The sequence below is a fragment of the Flavobacterium nitrogenifigens genome (assembly GCF_003254565.1).
Classification (GTDB): Bacteria; Bacteroidota; Bacteroidia; order Flavobacteriales; family Flavobacteriaceae; genus Flavobacterium; species Flavobacterium nitrogenifigens.
The window spans coordinates 177,216-192,934 of the sequence record NZ_QJRI01000176.1 but is presented as its reverse complement, the minus strand read 5'-3'; the positions used below and the strand labels follow the sequence as shown (position 1 = coordinate 192,934).

Genomic DNA, 15,719 nt, shown 5'->3' with positions numbered 1-15,719 from the left:
TTTTAAACATTAGTGCCTTCTTCTTTGTAAAAAGGAAAAACAAGATTGCTTCTTGAATTCGTGCTTCTTATTCTATAATCGATTATGACTAATAATTCTCCTTCTAAATCATCACTTTGCGTGATATCGATTTTTTCAACATCAATTCGCGGTTCGTAATATAAAATCGCTGTTTTTATGAGTTCTGAAACATAGGTTTTGAGTGTTCTGTCTAATGTTTCAAAAAGCAGTTCATCCATATTACAACCATATCTGGGTAGCATAATGCGTTCGCCGATTTTGGTAGAAAGCAATATCTCCAGACTGCTTTTAATGTCTGCCTCGTCAGATGTCATTACGACTGCTTTACTGTTCTTTTTGAACTCTGGCGGAAAACTCCATCCAGTACCTAAAAAAGCTTCTTTATTTTCCATAATCAGCCTATTAAAACGGTTGGACATCCTAATACAATTGTGCCTCCATGCGCAGTTGAATCTCCCATTCTTGCGGCTGGTTTCCCTCCAATCAGCACTGTGGCTGAGCCCGCAATAATACTATCCGGAGGACCTGTACAAACTATCATATCTCCAAGACAGGCTGCTGGCTGACCGCCTATGAGTACTGTTGGTGAGCCTGGCGGTAATATTGGTCCGCCAACATGAGGTACGGTTCCGGTTACCATTGGACAAACATGCATATCATTAATTCTTGCTGCTGGTGCTCCCATAACTACTTATTTTTTTATAGTTAAGTTTTTATTTAAGTGTTTTACGATAGAAGACAGAAGATGAGCTAGTTAATCTGTACAATGCTACCTTTTACAATCGCTACGGCAGCCGATGATATTTCTGCACCAGCACTTCCTTCGGCTTTAAATTGGGCGGTCGCTTTTAGGTTGACATTGGTGCCTTCAATTTTAACATCGCCTGTAGCTTTTATTGAAATATCGCCTGCACTTTCCATTTTTATTCCTGCACTGTCAATGGTAATCACATTAGAATTTTCATCTTCAACAACTATAGATCCTTTGTCTTCGTCTAACGTTATTTTTTTTCCTGCTGGAGTTTCAATGGCGATTGATTTTTTATCATCATCAAAGAGCACTTTCATTTCGCTTCTTGTAAAAATTCCTTTTTGATGGTTATCGTCAGAAGCTTTTAGAGGAGCTGGTTTTGCGCTACTGTGGAGCATTCCTAAAACAATCGCATCATTCGGATCTTCGTTGATGAAGCCAATAATTACTTCGTCTTCAATTTCGGGCCTAAAAAATGTGCCTCTGTTGTCACCTGCATCTAAAGCTGCGACTCTGCACCAAATTCCCTGTTCTTCGTTATTGATGATTGGGATTTTGACCAAAATTCGGTCTTCGCCATCGGGATCGTCCTGAAGCTGTGTTACAATGCCAATATGCAATCCTTTTATGGACGGAATTATTCCTGAAGCCGATGGCGTATTGACATCATACGTTTCAGAAAACCATTCAGGATTTAATCCAAACTGCACATTTACAGTCCAATTACCGTTTGCTATTTCATGGAAAACTCCAGTAATGTAAGCTTTACCATTAAAACGATCTCCAACACCCTCAAGCGTGATAATAGTATTGGGTTTTACTGCTGGAATACCTTGAAATTTTACTCTTCCGCGGACTTTTGATAGCTGTTGAAATAGTAATTTTGCATCGGCCCAATCTTGCAGTTCGGTATCGGTAACATGACCGCCGTGACGCAATTCTAAATTTTCGAGCTTTACGATATCAGATAAATCAGAAGCAGATAAATTTCCATTTAAGCTCACGCTAGGATCTTTGGCTTCAATTTCTAATAATTCCTGATTGGATGCATTCCAGCTGTAAGATGAAACTTTGGCAAACTGATTTCTAGCATCAATCTCAGCATCAAAGTCCAGCATAGTGGCACCAAAAGCAACCGTTTCAACTGATTCTGAAGCTAAATCTGGCTTTTTAACCGAGACTTTTCCATTTTCAACAAAACATAATTTTCCATTAGCCTGTGCTCGAGAAACAATAAAATCCCAATCGGATGTATTATATTGCACTAACTCTTTGTGGCTATAATTTGTGCTTTCCACATCTTTTTGCAATCCGTAAGTGCCGATAATGTCTTCAAAAGCATCACTGTCTTTAACATCATAAAAGTATTTGCTTTTTCTTCCAATGGTCATTTTTACGGCTTCGTCTTTACATTCTACAATCAGCAGAGACGATTTGTCTTTTATTTTTATGGAATGTTTTACAACAATTCCTTTGTAAATAGTTTCTTCGTCACTGTGATAGCCCGCTTTGATTTCAATCTTTTTACCCGGAATGAGCAAATCTTCGTTGCTTAGTTTAAAATCTCGTGCTGCTGCATCTCCATCAGTCAAAATAATCTGCGCCATAGGTATTCTGTTTACCTCATTATGAACTACAATGCTCATTACTTGGTAAACACCAGACAGCTCAGTTCCCTCAATGAGCAGTTTGTGCGTTACTAAGTCGGCACTTTTACTGGTTTGTATGACATCAGAATTGTTCATCTATTGTTGTTTTTGTAGAGGAGGGAAAAATATTTTTTGACCAATTTTTAATTTTCTGAAATTGATAAGCTTGTTGGCTCTTGCTACTTCGAGATAATATTTTGAATCGCCGTAGATTTTAAATGACATTAGCGGAAGCGTATCGCCTGCTTTTACAGTTCTAGTGTGTGTTAAATCAGGAGATTGATTGTTCTGCTGTTTTGCTCTTAACTCATCTTCAACAACTCCTTTGAATTTTCCTTTTGCAATGGCTCTAATGGGCGTTCCATCTGGCCTGAAAAGTTTATACTCAATGGTCATTTCGGTGAGAGACCCTTTAAAAAGTAGACTTCCCCAAGCAATTTTTAAATAGTTTGGTTTGTGTTCTGTACCATTATATTCTAAAATTACTTTTCTAAAATGCTCAATGTCTTCAATAACACCATTTTCAGTACTTTCTTTACCGGCAATAACACCAGTTCGGTCAAAAACAAAATCCAATTCTAATTCCTCTGGAGCAATCGCTGTAAATCTTGGTGCAGGACTGCTCGTTCCAGCGGCTTGGGTTGTATCTTGTTCTATTCTGTAATGAAAAGTATATTTTTCGGGATTCATCAAAGTAATGAACTCTTCAATATCCGAAATCGGACTATTGAATTGTGGATCGCTATAGGCAATAATCTTTAGTTTTTTTAATTCACCAGTTGTCGTCATATCAGCGTTCTTTTTTTCGTTCAATAATCTTCATTACTTGCTCGACACATTCAGCTACACTATCTTTTTCTGTAGAAGAAGAAGATGATGATGAAGCTGGTTTTGCACCCGAACTTGGACTTTCGTTCACATTTATTTTAATGTGAAGCTCTTTGATTTCAATTGGCATGGCTACATTATTTTTTATGAAGGGTGAAATGATTATAAGCAAGCTCAAAGCTTTCAACAACAATTTTGCTTTCTAAAGCACTGAAATCTTCAACAGCCCATTTTACTGGATAAGCATGTACCACTTTCCAGTGCATTAACGGTTCGTGATCTTGATTTAAGAGCTTTACCGTTAAATCAACGGGCTTAAATTCGAAATTTTCAATTGCTTTTCTGCACCATTCAATTACTTCAGAGTCAATAAGAATTCCTCTTTTTAAAACCAAATTGGGATATTTGGTTTTTACAGGAAGCTTGTGTTTGAATCTGTTTTCTCCACCCTCAACAAATTCTTCTGTTTCAAGATCTACAGAAAGTCCTGATACCGACTGAAATTGATGGTCTTTTTCTTTTGTGCCCAGTTGATCAAATTCAACCAGAAAATGAAAGCCTACGGGTGGATAATAATTAGCCATGATTAGTCATTTTGAATAGATAAACCTTCGTGAACCAATTCAATAGATTCAATGGCTACTTCGTTTCCATCGGCTTTTAAATCGGTTGATTGCACTTTTGTTGGCCACGCATTTTTTACTTTCCAAGTAATCACTGGTTCGTGCTCTTCGTTAAGCAATTTGATGGTAATATCTCTTCTTTCGATGGTATTTAGTTTTACCGTATTCCACCAAGCGTAGTATTCATTATCGCTTTTGAAAGTTCCTCTTTTCATTGTAATGTTAGAGAACTTTTGCATACCTGGCATCTTAATTTTGCTGTACTCTGGACTAGCGCCCTGACGGTACTCAATAACTTCAGTTTCTACATCTAATCCGGAAACTTCGGTAAAGCCTATTTTTGTTCCACCCCAGTCAACTGAGAAATGAAACTTTGATAACGGATAACTCATGATTTATATTTTTTAATGATGTTTTAATTAAGATTCCTGCATTTTGTGAGAGAAACGAAGAATGATGAACTCAGCTGGACGAACTACTGCCATACCAATTTCGATGATCATTTTGCCGTCTAAAATATCCATAGCAGACATGGTTTGTCCCAGTCCGATTCTTACGTAAAATGCTTGTTCTGGTTTTGCCCCAGCCAAAGCTCCAGCTCTCCATTGAAGAATTAAGAAATTCTCAATCATAGCTCTCACTCTTATCCAAGTATTGGCATCGTTAGGTTCAAAAACAAACTGTTCGGTTGCTTTTTTAATAGATTCTTCAGCCATGTTGAAGAAGCGGCGAACGGGCACATAACGCCATTCACTATCGTTACCGGCTAAGGTTCTTGACCCCCAAACCAAGGTTCCTTTACCGGTAAATGTTCTGATAGCGTTGATAGATTTACCTGCGACAGTATCAACATTTAAGTTGTCTTGAATGGTATTAGTTATTTTAACTGTTGGCTTTATTACGTAGTTCAAACTTACATTTGCAGGAGCTTTCCACACGCCTCGGTCTCTATCGACTCTGGCATATATTCCTGCAATAGCAGAGCTTGGTGGAAGTGTTATTGGAAGATTATAGATTTCAGTAAGGATTTTGTTGAAAGTCACATTGTCGATAGTTTCTAAAGTGCTTAATTTTCTTCCGTTTAATGCTCCATTGTTGACATCTTTTCCGCTAACAGATTTTATAGCATCTAATAGTGTAAGAAGGTTTGCCTTAATAGGAGAAAAAGTATTTTTAGATACCGTAATTCCAGTTTGACTAGTAAAGGGATCGTATTCTACAAGTTTTTTTAATTCTTTATCAAAACTTACAGGATCAGTTGATACAATTTTAAGCAGTTTTGCCGTTGCGTTCTCGTCCTGTATTTTTTTCTTTAATGCTTTTAGATTTTTATATACAGAATCAATTTTATCTGCAGCCGTAAAATTCGAATTAAATGTAGTCAAAGCACTTGTGATGTTATTTGCAATAACCATATCTTCATCAGATATTGTGCTGATTGCTGCATTTGCTTCATCGTTTAACGAATTTCTCAAAAGAGACAAACTTTCTAAAGAAGTAAGGAGAATATTCAGTTTTTCTAGGAAAGCTGTTTTTTTCGCAGGGTCGCTTTCAAAGGTTACGGCTAAATTAAAACCTGTTGCGCCACCACTGTACATTTGCAAAAATAAATCGCTTATTTGTCCAGAAATATCTCCAGGAGTAGTGGTAACGTCAACCAATTTCGCAACAGTTGCATCAATTCCTGTAGTTGCATTTTCAATTGGTTCTAGTCCTGCAGCGATTTGATCATACGCTTTTGCTGTATAAGAGTAATGTTTTAGTACAATTTTACTGCTGTCAAACGCATAGTCCAAGATGGTTTCTAAGTGCGGATAATATGCTGCTCCGTATTTAATAGTGTCTTTTTCAGCACTAATTACACCTCTTAAATCATCTATATTTGGATCTGTTGGACTTGATTCATCATAACTTAAAGTGTCTATTAAGGTAAATCTGTCCTGAAGATTTTGGCATTGCAATAATGCACTATTGTACAATCCGTAGAAATTAGCTTTATCTATTCCGCTTACTTTTGTTGCGTCAGGAAATAGAATTAGAGTTGGTTCATCTACCTTTTCTAATTCTGCCAATCCCTCAGCCAATTTAGCAATACTGTTGATTGTTGTGACTGGAGCGTCTTCTTCATCTAAATCATTTCCATAACGCCCAACCGAAATAATGTAGCAAGGACCACCGCCATTTGCAAAGAACAGCTGCAAAGAATAATACATTAAAAAAGGCTGTTTTGAAGTTGGCTGATCTACAACAATAGATCTTGTATCTCCATTCTCTGTTGCAACATCATTTATGGTTACACTAATTGTTGTCTCTGGTTTTGCAAAGCCAAAAAAGCGTTCATATTCTAAAAGAGATGTTATTCTTGTCGGTTTCAATTTCAAATCTCCATTAATCTTGTTCATGGCTTTTTCAGTATAGCCAATAAAGCATGGAATCGCAGTTTCTACCTGGGCAACAGAAGGGGGAAACTTTACGATTTCCTCAACATATACTCCAGGCGTTTTGTAAGTTGTTGCCATAATTGATTTGTTTTTTAATTATTAAATAAATATTTCTGAATAGTAATCACTATCGATTTTTGTTATTGATTTTACAGACGGATTTGGATATTGACTTTCTGCCGGTTGCGAAGGATCCAAATCGTTAATAGGGTCAATTTCTACAAAACCAGATCGTGTTAATGGTTTTGCGGTCTTGGTTTTAATCTCGGTTTTTGCTTTACGGTTGATGTATCTCCAAAAGGTCTTTCGGTTATCAAAATGAATTTTAAAATTTGGACTTAACATTTTATCCGAATCGTCTATAATGTTTTCTGAGCTACTGTCGCCTTTAGCGGAAAGCGAAATAACTCCAAAGACATTTTGCTGTTCTGACGGCTGCAGTGTCGAAAGTAAGTCGGCAGTGGTTTTTTCAGATACTAAATAGGCATTTGAAATAAGTTTGTTGTCACTTATTTTTGGAAGATATTTAAACGAAACGGGTTCAGTCAATGGTTTTACATTACTGAAGAGATATGCTTGAGTAAGAGCAAAATCAAGATTAGTATAATTTTCAAACTGATAATCATTAATTTTAATTAAAAACTTTAGGTTCAAATCTGCAGGGACTTTAATAAAAGGATCTGATTCACCTTTCAATTTAACGTATACTCCAAAACCTGTTTTGTTTTTTTTGAATACCATTTTATAGTTTTTGAGTACAGTGATGGTTTCTATAGTTGGTGTTACAGCAATAAAGGCATCTGCATTAAATTGCTGCAGCATTTTCTCTTTTTTATCATCAGTCATATTAGTGAAAGTTTCTTCTCCGTTATTCAAAAAATAATTATGAAGAAGCGTCACTTGAAATAACAATCCATATGTAGAAGAATAACTCATGACTGTTCTTTCTTTTTAGTTATTCCCGTAAATTCACCAATAAGTTCTCCTTCAGCTTGTGCAATGTTGCGTTCAATTTGAATCATGCTGACTTTATATAAGGCCGACGGAAGCTGTTTCCCGCCAAGTGTTCCCCAGATATAATTTAATTCTTCAAAAGTGGGCGTGTAGAGCTCAACTGTAAATCTAAAGTTATCTACATTGCTCATGGCGCTACTGTTTCTGTTAAAGATGGTATTGGCTTGGGTAAAAAGTTTTTTCCCCTGAAAAAATTCAATAATTTTCGAAATGTCCTTGAGCGAGTTAATATATTTATCTCTGTTGGCGCTAAAGAGTATAAAGAGATTTAAATTGATAATACTGTTTTTATATATGGTTTTGGTGTTTTCTATAATATGATTTGGGAAGTTCTTTAGAGTAGCTTCTTCATCTAAATTGATTATTGTAAGTGCTACAGCATTTTTTAATGCATCTGTGATGTCATCATTTTGAGATTCTAAAAAAGCAATATTTTCAGGTACAACAGATTTGTCCAACCCAATTTCCTCGAGATAGTTGTTTACTTGTTCTGTAATTATTTGTATTACTTCAAAAATCATCTTTTGATAAAAATTATTATAAATACTAAATGAAATTTATTGGAAGAGATAAGATTCGGGGCGAAGAATGCAATTAGAAATCAGGCTTCTAACTATGCTTTTAAGATTTGACTAAATTAGACAAATGAGAAGCTACCAAAAAAGGGGAAAATTACCCTTTTTTATATAGTTAATATACTGGTTTTAAGTGTTTTGAGATTCTGGATTAATTCTTGATTACAAGGAGGTTTTAAACGGAGGTAAGTGGTAAAAATCTATAAGTGGTTAAAGATGTAATGCTAGCAGCGAGCTATTATTACGAATTTATAAGAGATCTTTACGAATATCGAATTAATAGTAGCTAATTTATATCTGCTTAAATTTCCTTTATCTTTTTTTGAAAATTTGTATTGAGATTGAGTTTATGTGATAAATCAAACCGTAATAAGAAAAAAAACAGCTATGAAACCAGAGCACTTTACAGAATTAAATGACCAAGAACTTTTGCAAAAAGTAAAAAGAATAAAAAACAATAAAATAGTTGATGCTATAATTATCGGAGTTACAATTGGAATTGCCATTTACAGCGTTGTACAAAAAGGTTTCGGTTTTTTTACTTTCTTTCCCTTAATACTCGCATACATAATAATTAGAAATTCGAAGAATAATGAAATATTGTGCAGAGAAATACAGAAAGAATTAGAACTTAGAAACTCAAAATAAAATCGAATAATGTTAACAACGGGGATAGGAAGTATAATTTCAATAGTTTGTTGTTTTTGAATGCGATTGCAATTCTGCTTCTTGAATATTTTGATTGCCATTGATATTGCTATTGAATTGCCATTGCCATAGATTTTTAGACTTTTAATATCTTATTTATGAAAATACATTTATTTCTACTTGCCATTTTGCCATTTATGATTTGCTGCACTAAACCAGAAAAAATAGATTTGTTAGAATTAAAGTTAGACGAGCCATTGGTAAGAGTGATGCATTTTAATGACAGCTTATTTGTTGGTGTTGAAACTGTTGAGTATCCGTTTTGTTTATTTGCTGAAGTAGAAAAATCTCAAAAATATACTTTTGAAGGAATTGATTTGAGTAAACAAAAAATTATGTTTCAAATAAACTCCGAAAAACTTAAAACCGATAGCATTTCTAGATTTGGTGGTGCGCATATTGATTTAAAACTTGTTAAAAATGAGAATGAATTAGTAAGCACTTTAAGAAATTTTGATGCTGAAGATAAAATTTATGGCGTAAGAATAGCAATAGAAGATCCAAGCTTGAAATCGGAAATATTAAAAAAAATAGAGACGAAATACGGTAAAGGGACCAAAAATCCAAATACTGATAATGGCTTATATTGGAATGTAAAAAAAGAAAACAAATACATTTTCTTCGCGCCAGATTATGACAGACTTATTATTTTAAACAGCACAGATTTATCTAAAACTTGTTATTGGGATATCTTTAATGGATTACTTGATTTTGGAGGATGCGATAACGAAAAATATATGAAAGAATTAGTTAAAAATAGTACCAAACCAGAAGATGTTAAAAACAAACCTGTTGTAAAAATCGATAAAAATTGGAACTTAAATAATCTAGTTACAGGGAAATCAACCGAAGATGATTTTTTGAAATCTCCAACGAGCAAAAATTTTGAACGAATAGAAGAAATTAACGGAAGTTCGGGAGAAATAAATCAAATTGTATATCAGGACGAATACCATGATTTCTCTTTCTATTTTGCAGCTAATCCAAAAAGTCCTGAAAGTAAAAAGACAAATAGTATCAAATGTTATTCGTTAAATGACTTGAAAAAAGTTGAAATTTCATTTGAAAATGGACTGACAGCAGGAATGAAATTTGAAGATGCCTTAAAATTGCTAGATAAAAAAACAATTGCAAAAACAATAAAAAATGAAGGCGAATTGAGCTTCGCAAATTACATCATTATCAAAAATGGATTATATGAAGTATCATTGGTTTTTGATGAAAACTTGCTTTTTTCGGGAATGTTTGTAAAATAGATATCTCGTAACTATTGGCTAATATTTAAATCAAAGTAGGAAATGAATTTAAACTATATAAAACGATTAAGTAAAATCATAACAATTACTTTCTTTACGACTCTTTTTTTAAGCTGTAAGACGAGTAAAATTTCAATTGCAAAAGACAAAACTTCCAATGAGGTCGATATTTATGTTGCAGGCTACGAATATAATGACAGGAAATTTGAAAGTTCGATAGAAGAAATTGCAGATGAAGTAGGCATGAGGCACGTTGCTAAATTGTGGAAAAATGGTAAAAGCATTGACTTAGAAGAGACTGAAAACTATTCGGATGCAAATTCAGTTTTTGTGCATAAAAATGATGTTTATGTTGGAGGTTCCGTTAAATCTGGCGAAGAATATGTAGCTGCATTTTGGAAGAATGGAAAAATTCAGAAACTGACTGATACCAAAAAAACGGCTCATGTTCAATCGGTTCTAGTAGAAGACAATACGATTTACGTTTTAGGAGAACAGTTTGCCGATTCTAATTATATTATAAAAGTCTGGAAAAATGGGATGTTTTCTAATATTACAGATGGGAAAAATGATACAGACGGCAACTCGTTTTATGTCGATAAAGGAAATGTCTACATCTGCGGAGATGAAAATAACGGCAGTAAAAGCGTAGCAAAAGTTTGGAAAAACGGAAAACCACAAAGTCTTACAAACGGTCTCAATAATGCTTATGCACTTTCAGTATATGTGGAAAATGGTAACGTCTATGTTGCTGGCTATGAGATTGAAAATAATAAGTATATCGCTAAATTATGGAAAAACGGGAAAGCTCAAAATCTTTCTGATGGGACAAATTATTGTGTTGCATCTGGTGTTTTTGTCCAGAAAGGCAATGTTTATGTGGTAGGAAACGAAAGCATTAACGAAAAAAGTGTGCTGAAATTATGGATAAATGGCAAGGCAACAAACATTACGGATGGTAAAAATAATGCAGATGCCAACGCGGTTTTGATTCATAATGATACAATATACATTGCTGGATATGAAGAAAATGACTTAGATCGATATGTAGCAAAAGTTTGGATAAACGGTGTAGCAAAGAATCTCACAGACGGCACAAAAAATGCGTATGCTGAGTCAGTTTTTATCGTAGAAAGGAAAAATAGATAGAATGTTTTGAAAGAGAAATGTCTGTATTTGGAGTAGTTGAAATAAGAGAAATAATAAGGTTTTGCAGAGAAAAACAAATGAATAAAAAGGGGTATTTTATAGAGAAATTGGCAATAGTAGGAGAAGAGAAACCAAGTATTTTAAAATTGATTAAAATTATAATTATAATGTTGTTTTGTATTGACAAATTAGCGTTTTTATCTTTAATACTGGCTGTTATTTAAACGCTTTATAAGAACAAAAATGCCAGATTATTTGTAATCAATTGTGGGCTTGCGGTTTGGTTGCATTGAATACTTTAATGAGTAGGAAGTTTATCTCCGTTTATTTTCTTTAAATTTGGAGATATTGAAAAAAAACAAGAACAGTTAGTTTTAGAAAACATTTCAAATTATTAAACTTAATATAATTAATGCAAACTCTTTATCAAAGCCCAAAAATAGTTATTCGCGAATTCTTGACTCAAGAAAAACAAACATTCTTAGATCTCTTTAAAGATGATAAGGTAACACAGTATCTTCCTGAGACTTCACCTGAAAGATATGTTGAAATGTTTAATGAAATGCTTGAAAATTATAAAAAGAAGAACCTTAGCCGATGGGCAATATTTGACTCCACAGATCAAAATTTTATAGGAATGTGTGTGGCTCGTATTTTTGCACACAACACAAATCAAATAGAGATAGGCTATGTGCTTAGCAGGGCATATTGGGGAAAAGGCATTGCTACAGAAGTTTGTAAAGCTCTAACCGAGTATTGTTTTGCAAATACAGATACAAATGAAGTGGTGGCCATAACAGACCTTAATAACACGGGATCACGAAACGTATTGCAAAAAGTAGGGTTTAAACAATTAGATAATTTGATAAGAGATAAGGAGGAATTAGCTTATTTTAAAATCGAAAGATCATAATTTCGTTCTGATGAATATATAGAATTGATAATGCTAAGTTATAGGGTACCTTTATAGGGTACCTTTTTTTTGAATTATAATAAGCTGTTCATTCATAATGAATGTAATAAATCGTCATTTAAGTAACTTGTTTTTTAAAATATTTAAATGTCAATTTTTATTGATGCAATAAGGAAAAAAATCTTCAATGGTATTTTGATTGTGAATAATGGTCATGATTTTCATTAGAAATGCCTACAATATGGTTTCATTTTATAATTTGAAACATAATTGGCTTTGCATTTTAACAGAAAATCATATTTGTAAGATAACTTTGGAGTAAATAAGCCATTACTGCAGACTCTAATTAATTTTACAAGTAAGCTGGCTGGCTTGGGAACAATAAATTCATTTATTATAAATTTAAATCAAAAATCATGAAGAAGTATCATTTATTAGTTGCCTTTTTTTTCTTTTCATTGGTGCTGTCAGCGCAAGGCAGCCAGTCATTTCTGCTTAATCTTTACGGAGGATATACATTCTCTGATAGAGTAGATTTCGATTCTTCTTACGCAAAGGTAGAAGATGGTTTTGAGTACGGAATAGGTTTGGAATATTTTATAATGGATAATGCTTCGATAGAATTGAAGTATAACAGGTTAGATACACACATGCCTTTGTACACAAGTGTTCTTTTGCCTAATAATGGTAACCCTATTCCTGCTGGGACTCAACTTAATTCTGGAGACGATAAAGGGGCTATCAATTACATATTAGCAGATTACACCTATTATTTTGGCTCAAGCTCTCAAAAAGCGCTTCCGTTTCTTGGTGCTGGTTTAGGGGTTTCAATTCTTGAAACGCCAAGAAGCGGCAACGGAACGTATTTTGCTTGGGAGATTAAAGCTGGTGTAAAAGTAAAAACCGATTCGCCATTATCCATTAATCTTCATGCTTATCTACAGTCTATGTCTGCAGCTGTGGGGTATGACTATTACTGGGACTACTATTGGGGACCAGTGGCAGTTACTGATTATGCTTCAACATTTCAGTTCGGACTTGGCGCTTCTCTAAGCTACGATTTCAGCAAATAATCGTTGTCGGTATTAAACCCATAACAAAAGCCTTAGAAATTTCTTAAGGCCTTTGTTTTTACGCTAACAATCGATGGTTAAAAGATAAAGACAGATATTTTGATATCTGTCTTTTTTTTCTAATCTATTTCGTTTTCTTATTTAACCTCTTAATAAGTTTATATCCTTCAAACCATAGTACGGATAGTGAAGCAATACCACCGGATAAACTTAATTCTCTTATAGTTAGTCCAGTTAGATGAAAGAAATCAGATATGGGATTTATATATAAAATCGCAGCCAACATGATGAGCGTAACGAAACTAACGATAGGAAAAAGGATGTTTCTATTTTTGAAGCTTTCAAAAAGGCTGTAATGAAAGGAACGGTTTGTAAGACTCAATAAAATATTAGCAAAAATTAATGTACTGAAAACCATTGCTCTGGTCTTTTCTTCGTTACCGCCATTTTGTACCGTAAACTGATAGATAAAAAGAATGCCTGCTGTTATCAATAATCCCTGAATAATGCTGATAGAGAGTTCTTTCCAATTGAGAAAAGTATCGGTCATTTTTCTCGGCTTATTTAGCATGGTATTACGTTCCATAGGCTCGTTTTCATATACAATGGAGCAGGTGGGACCCATGACCAATTCTAAAAAGATAACGTGTACAGGAGTAAATATTTGCGGAAAAACCCATCCTAGAAATAGCGGAAGAGAAACCGTTAGAATAATTGGGATATGAATAGAAATGATGTATTGCACGGCTTTTTTGATATTAGCATAAATTCTTCTGCCCGAAGCAATGCCGACAATTAGTTTGTCCAAATCATCATTGGTAATTACCAACGCAGCGGCAGCTTTGGCAATCTCAGTTCCTTTGCTCCCCATTGCGACACCTATATGAGCTGCTTTTAGAGCTGGAGAATCATTCACGCCATCTCCAAGCATGGCAACAACTTCACCTTGCTTTTTCAGCGCATTTACGACAGCCAGTTTAGCATCGGGAAACATCCTGGTAAAAAGTACTTTTTCTTCGGCAGCTTGCAGAAGCTGTTCGTCTGAAAACTCCATAATATCTTTGCCTTCAATAGCTTGAGAGGTTTGTTTTATTCCTGCTTGTAGCGCTATACTTCGGGTTGTATCGACATTGTCTCCTGTAATTACTTTCACTTTAATGCCTGCATTATAAATATGGCTAAAAACTTCTTGAATGCCTTTTTTCGGAGGATCATAGAAAACAACCAGTCCAAGAAAATCAAACTTGAAATTCTGCTGCTTTTCTGGAAAATTATTGCCCTGAAAATTAGATCTGGCCACACCTAAAATTCGAAATCCTTGACTGCCAAGATTCTTAATAATATCGCGTACTTTATTTTTTTCATTTTCACTAAGTGTCGAAACATTCAGAATAGCCTCAGGCGCACCTTTTGCCGCTATAATGCGTTCCTTTTCTGTATTTTCAAATAGATGCGTCATCATTGGAGGTTTGCCTTCAAGAGGATATTCGTGTATCATTTGAAAATCTTTGCGTTGGTCGTCTTTTCTAGACTTCTCATACAAACGGTGCAAGGTTTTTTCCATGGGATCAAATGGTACAGGCTCACTGCTCCACATGGCATAGTCAATAATTGTCGAAAGATCGGAATTGCTAAAATCGTTTTCATCGAAAACTTTATCCGTAGCGAAATTGTAGATATGTTTGAGTTGCATTGTGTTTTCTGTTATTGTCCCAGTTTTATCGGTGCATATAACGGTTGTGCTGCCCAATGTTTCGACTATGCTGCTGCGTTTGACAATAATGCCCTCACGCATTAGCTTCCAAGCGCCCAGCGCCATGAAGGTCGAAAATGCTACGGGAATTTCTTCTGGCAGAACAGACATGGCCAGTGTAAGTCCATTAAGCAAGCTGTCCAAAAGGCTACGCGTATGATAGTAGCTAATGATGCAGACCATTGCAAAGACAATAATACCAACAATAGCCATTCCTTTGACAAACCTTCCTATCTGAAGCTGTAAGGGCGATGTTTCTTCTTTTATTTCTGAAATAGAAACACCTATTTTACCCAAACGGGTTTCTTTTCCTATTTTTTCGACTTTAATTACGGCTAGTCCTGAAACGGCTAGAGTTCCGCTGTAAACTTTATTGTCATCACTTTCGCTGCTTTTAAAAACAGACAGGCTTTCACCAGTAAGAGAGGATTCATTAACAGAAAAATCATTGCTGTGCATAATTTCGCCATCAGCATTAATCATCTTTCCTTCTTCAACAATGCAAAGATCGCCAACGGTAATTTCATGGGTAGGAATCTCAATAATTTTTGCGTTGCGAATAACCTTGCTTAATGGTTCATTGAGTTTTTCTAATGCTTCTAAAGCTTTTCGGCTCCGATTATCCTGATATAATGAAATGGCGGCAACCGCGGCAATGGCCAGAAACATAAAAAGAGCCTCACCATAATCTCCTACAATGAGATAAATAATTGAAATAGCAAAAAGCAACACAAGCATTGGCTCTTTAAGTATGTTTATAAGAAGCTCCAGCCACGTATTTTTATCGGTATTGTCTATTTGGTTATAACCGTATTTTTTTCTTGAAAGGGTTACTTCGTTATTGTTAAGTCCTTTGAGATGTTCTGGTATATTATAAGGCATAGGTATTTTATATTGATCGTTAGAGGAGTCTTTATAATGTTGAGATTCAAGAGCTGAATGCCTATTTAAGATGAAAATGTATT

The 15,719-nt window shown here is 34.7% G+C and carries 16 protein-coding genes; 5 read left to right on the top strand and 11 right to left on the bottom strand.

All coding sequences use genetic code 11. The features are described from left to right. Positions 1–2: 2 nt before the first annotated feature. From DM397_RS14185 to DM397_RS14145, 10 genes are all read right to left on the bottom strand, one after another. Entirely contained in the window at positions 3–413 is a 411-nt protein-coding gene (locus DM397_RS14185; RefSeq protein WP_111378157.1) for a GPW/gp25 family protein, read from the bottom strand. 2 nt (positions 414–415) lie between these two features. Beyond that, positions 416–706, bottom strand: a complete 291-nt coding sequence (locus DM397_RS14180; protein WP_111378156.1) for a PAAR domain-containing protein — start codon at positions 704–706, stop codon at positions 416–418. Positions 707–771: 65 nt separating this feature from the next. Continuing rightward, positions 772–2,517, bottom strand: a complete 1,746-nt coding sequence (vgrG, locus tag DM397_RS14175) for a type VI secretion system tip protein VgrG (RefSeq protein ID WP_111378155.1) — start codon at positions 2,515–2,517, stop codon at positions 772–774. Further along, positions 2,518–3,210: a CIS tube protein gene (locus DM397_RS14170; protein WP_111378154.1), complete on the bottom strand. Its 693-nt coding sequence runs from the start codon at positions 3,208–3,210 to the stop codon at positions 2,518–2,520. Position 3,211: 1 nt separating this feature from the next. Beyond that, complete coding sequence (locus DM397_RS23925; protein ID WP_167511678.1) at positions 3,212–3,379, bottom strand: DUF5908 family protein; 168 nt, start codon at positions 3,377–3,379, stop codon at positions 3,212–3,214. Positions 3,380–3,386: 7 nt separating this feature from the next. Then, entirely contained in the window at positions 3,387–3,833 is a 447-nt protein-coding gene (locus DM397_RS14165; RefSeq protein WP_111378153.1) for a phage tail protein, read from the bottom strand. A 2-nt stretch (positions 3,834–3,835) separates the two neighbouring features. Further along, a complete protein-coding gene (locus tag DM397_RS14160; protein WP_008463601.1) occupies positions 3,836–4,264 on the bottom strand; it encodes a phage tail protein in 429 nt (142 codons plus the stop codon). Between the two features lie 27 nt (positions 4,265–4,291). Then, positions 4,292–6,391 (bottom strand): phage tail sheath C-terminal domain-containing protein, encoded by a 2,100-nt coding sequence (locus DM397_RS14155; RefSeq protein WP_111378152.1) that lies wholly within the window; start codon positions 6,389–6,391, stop codon positions 4,292–4,294. A gap of 21 nt (positions 6,392–6,412) precedes the next feature. Further along, complete coding sequence (locus DM397_RS14150; RefSeq protein ID WP_111378151.1) at positions 6,413–7,249, bottom strand: hypothetical protein; 837 nt, start codon at positions 7,247–7,249, stop codon at positions 6,413–6,415. After that, entirely contained in the window at positions 7,246–7,848 is a 603-nt protein-coding gene (locus tag DM397_RS14145) for a DUF4255 domain-containing protein (RefSeq protein ID WP_111378150.1), read from the bottom strand. The genes DM397_RS14150 and DM397_RS14145 overlap by 4 nt, the downstream gene beginning before the upstream one ends. Before the next feature lie 441 nt (positions 7,849–8,289). On the opposite strand from DM397_RS14145, the gene DM397_RS14140 reads away from it, so the two are divergent. The 5 genes from DM397_RS14140 (at position 8,290) to DM397_RS14115 (ending at position 13,001) form a co-directional block, all read left to right on the top strand. Next, positions 8,290–8,550: an FUSC family protein gene (locus DM397_RS14140; protein ID WP_142479066.1), complete on the top strand. Its 261-nt coding sequence runs from the start codon at positions 8,290–8,292 to the stop codon at positions 8,548–8,550. Positions 8,551–8,708: 158 nt separating this feature from the next. Beyond that, positions 8,709–9,866 carry a hypothetical protein gene (locus DM397_RS14135; RefSeq protein WP_111378148.1) on the top strand — a complete coding sequence of 386 codons (1,158 nt, stop codon included), beginning with the start codon at positions 8,709–8,711 and terminating at the stop codon, positions 9,864–9,866. A gap of 42 nt (positions 9,867–9,908) precedes the next feature. After that, positions 9,909–11,015 carry a hypothetical protein gene (locus tag DM397_RS14130; RefSeq protein WP_111378147.1) on the top strand — a complete coding sequence of 369 codons (1,107 nt, stop codon included), beginning with the start codon at positions 9,909–9,911 and terminating at the stop codon, positions 11,013–11,015. Positions 11,016–11,427: 412 nt separating this feature from the next. Next, positions 11,428–11,928, top strand: coding sequence for a GNAT family N-acetyltransferase (locus tag DM397_RS14120; RefSeq protein ID WP_111378145.1), 501 nt, complete (start codon positions 11,428–11,430; stop codon positions 11,926–11,928). Positions 11,929–12,344: 416 nt separating this feature from the next. Beyond that, a complete protein-coding gene (locus DM397_RS14115) occupies positions 12,345–13,001 on the top strand; it encodes an outer membrane beta-barrel protein (protein ID WP_111378144.1) in 657 nt (218 codons plus the stop codon). 124 nt (positions 13,002–13,125) lie between these two features. On the opposite strand, the gene DM397_RS14110 is transcribed toward DM397_RS14115, so the two are convergent. Continuing rightward, entirely contained in the window at positions 13,126–15,636 is a 2,511-nt protein-coding gene (locus DM397_RS14110; protein ID WP_111378143.1) for a cation-translocating P-type ATPase, read from the bottom strand. Between the last annotated feature and the right edge of the window lie 83 nt (positions 15,637–15,719).

What these genes read in the sequence shown, in the direction of transcription:
- DM397_RS14135 (WP_111378148.1), top strand. Translation starts at nt 8,709, where the DNA reads ATGAAAATACATTTATTTCTACTTGCCATTTTGCCATTTATGATTTGC.
- DM397_RS14165 (WP_111378153.1), bottom strand. Translation starts at nt 3,833, where the DNA reads ATGGCTAATTATTATCCACCCGTAGGCTTTCATTTTCTGGTTGAATTT.
- DM397_RS14130 (WP_111378147.1), top strand. Translation starts at nt 9,909, where the DNA reads ATGAATTTAAACTATATAAAACGATTAAGTAAAATCATAACAATTACT.
- DM397_RS14185 (WP_111378157.1), bottom strand. Translation starts at nt 413, where the DNA reads ATGGAAAATAAAGAAGCTTTTTTAGGTACTGGATGGAGTTTTCCGCCA.
- DM397_RS14120 (WP_111378145.1), top strand. Translation starts at nt 11,428, where the DNA reads ATGCAAACTCTTTATCAAAGCCCAAAAATAGTTATTCGCGAATTCTTG.
- DM397_RS14155 (WP_111378152.1), bottom strand. Translation starts at nt 6,391, where the DNA reads ATGGCAACAACTTACAAAACGCCTGGAGTATATGTTGAGGAAATCGTA.
- DM397_RS14170 (WP_111378154.1), bottom strand. Translation starts at nt 3,210, where the DNA reads ATGACGACAACTGGTGAATTAAAAAAACTAAAGATTATTGCCTATAGC.
- vgrG (WP_111378155.1), bottom strand. Translation starts at nt 2,517, where the DNA reads ATGAACAATTCTGATGTCATACAAACCAGTAAAAGTGCCGACTTAGTA.
- DM397_RS14180 (WP_111378156.1), bottom strand. Translation starts at nt 706, where the DNA reads ATGGGAGCACCAGCAGCAAGAATTAATGATATGCATGTTTGTCCAATG.
- DM397_RS14110 (WP_111378143.1), bottom strand. Translation starts at nt 15,636, where the DNA reads ATGCCTTATAATATACCAGAACATCTCAAAGGACTTAACAATAACGAA.
- DM397_RS14115 (WP_111378144.1), top strand. Translation starts at nt 12,345, where the DNA reads ATGAAGAAGTATCATTTATTAGTTGCCTTTTTTTTCTTTTCATTGGTG.
- DM397_RS14145 (WP_111378150.1), bottom strand. Translation starts at nt 7,848, where the DNA reads ATGATTTTTGAAGTAATACAAATAATTACAGAACAAGTAAACAACTAT.
- DM397_RS23925 (WP_167511678.1), bottom strand. Translation starts at nt 3,379, where the DNA reads ATGCCAATTGAAATCAAAGAGCTTCACATTAAAATAAATGTGAACGAA.
- DM397_RS14140 (WP_142479066.1), top strand. Translation starts at nt 8,290, where the DNA reads ATGAAACCAGAGCACTTTACAGAATTAAATGACCAAGAACTTTTGCAA.
- DM397_RS14150 (WP_111378151.1), bottom strand. Translation starts at nt 7,249, where the DNA reads ATGAGTTATTCTTCTACATATGGATTGTTATTTCAAGTGACGCTTCTT.
- DM397_RS14160 (WP_008463601.1), bottom strand. Translation starts at nt 4,264, where the DNA reads ATGAGTTATCCGTTATCAAAGTTTCATTTCTCAGTTGACTGGGGTGGA.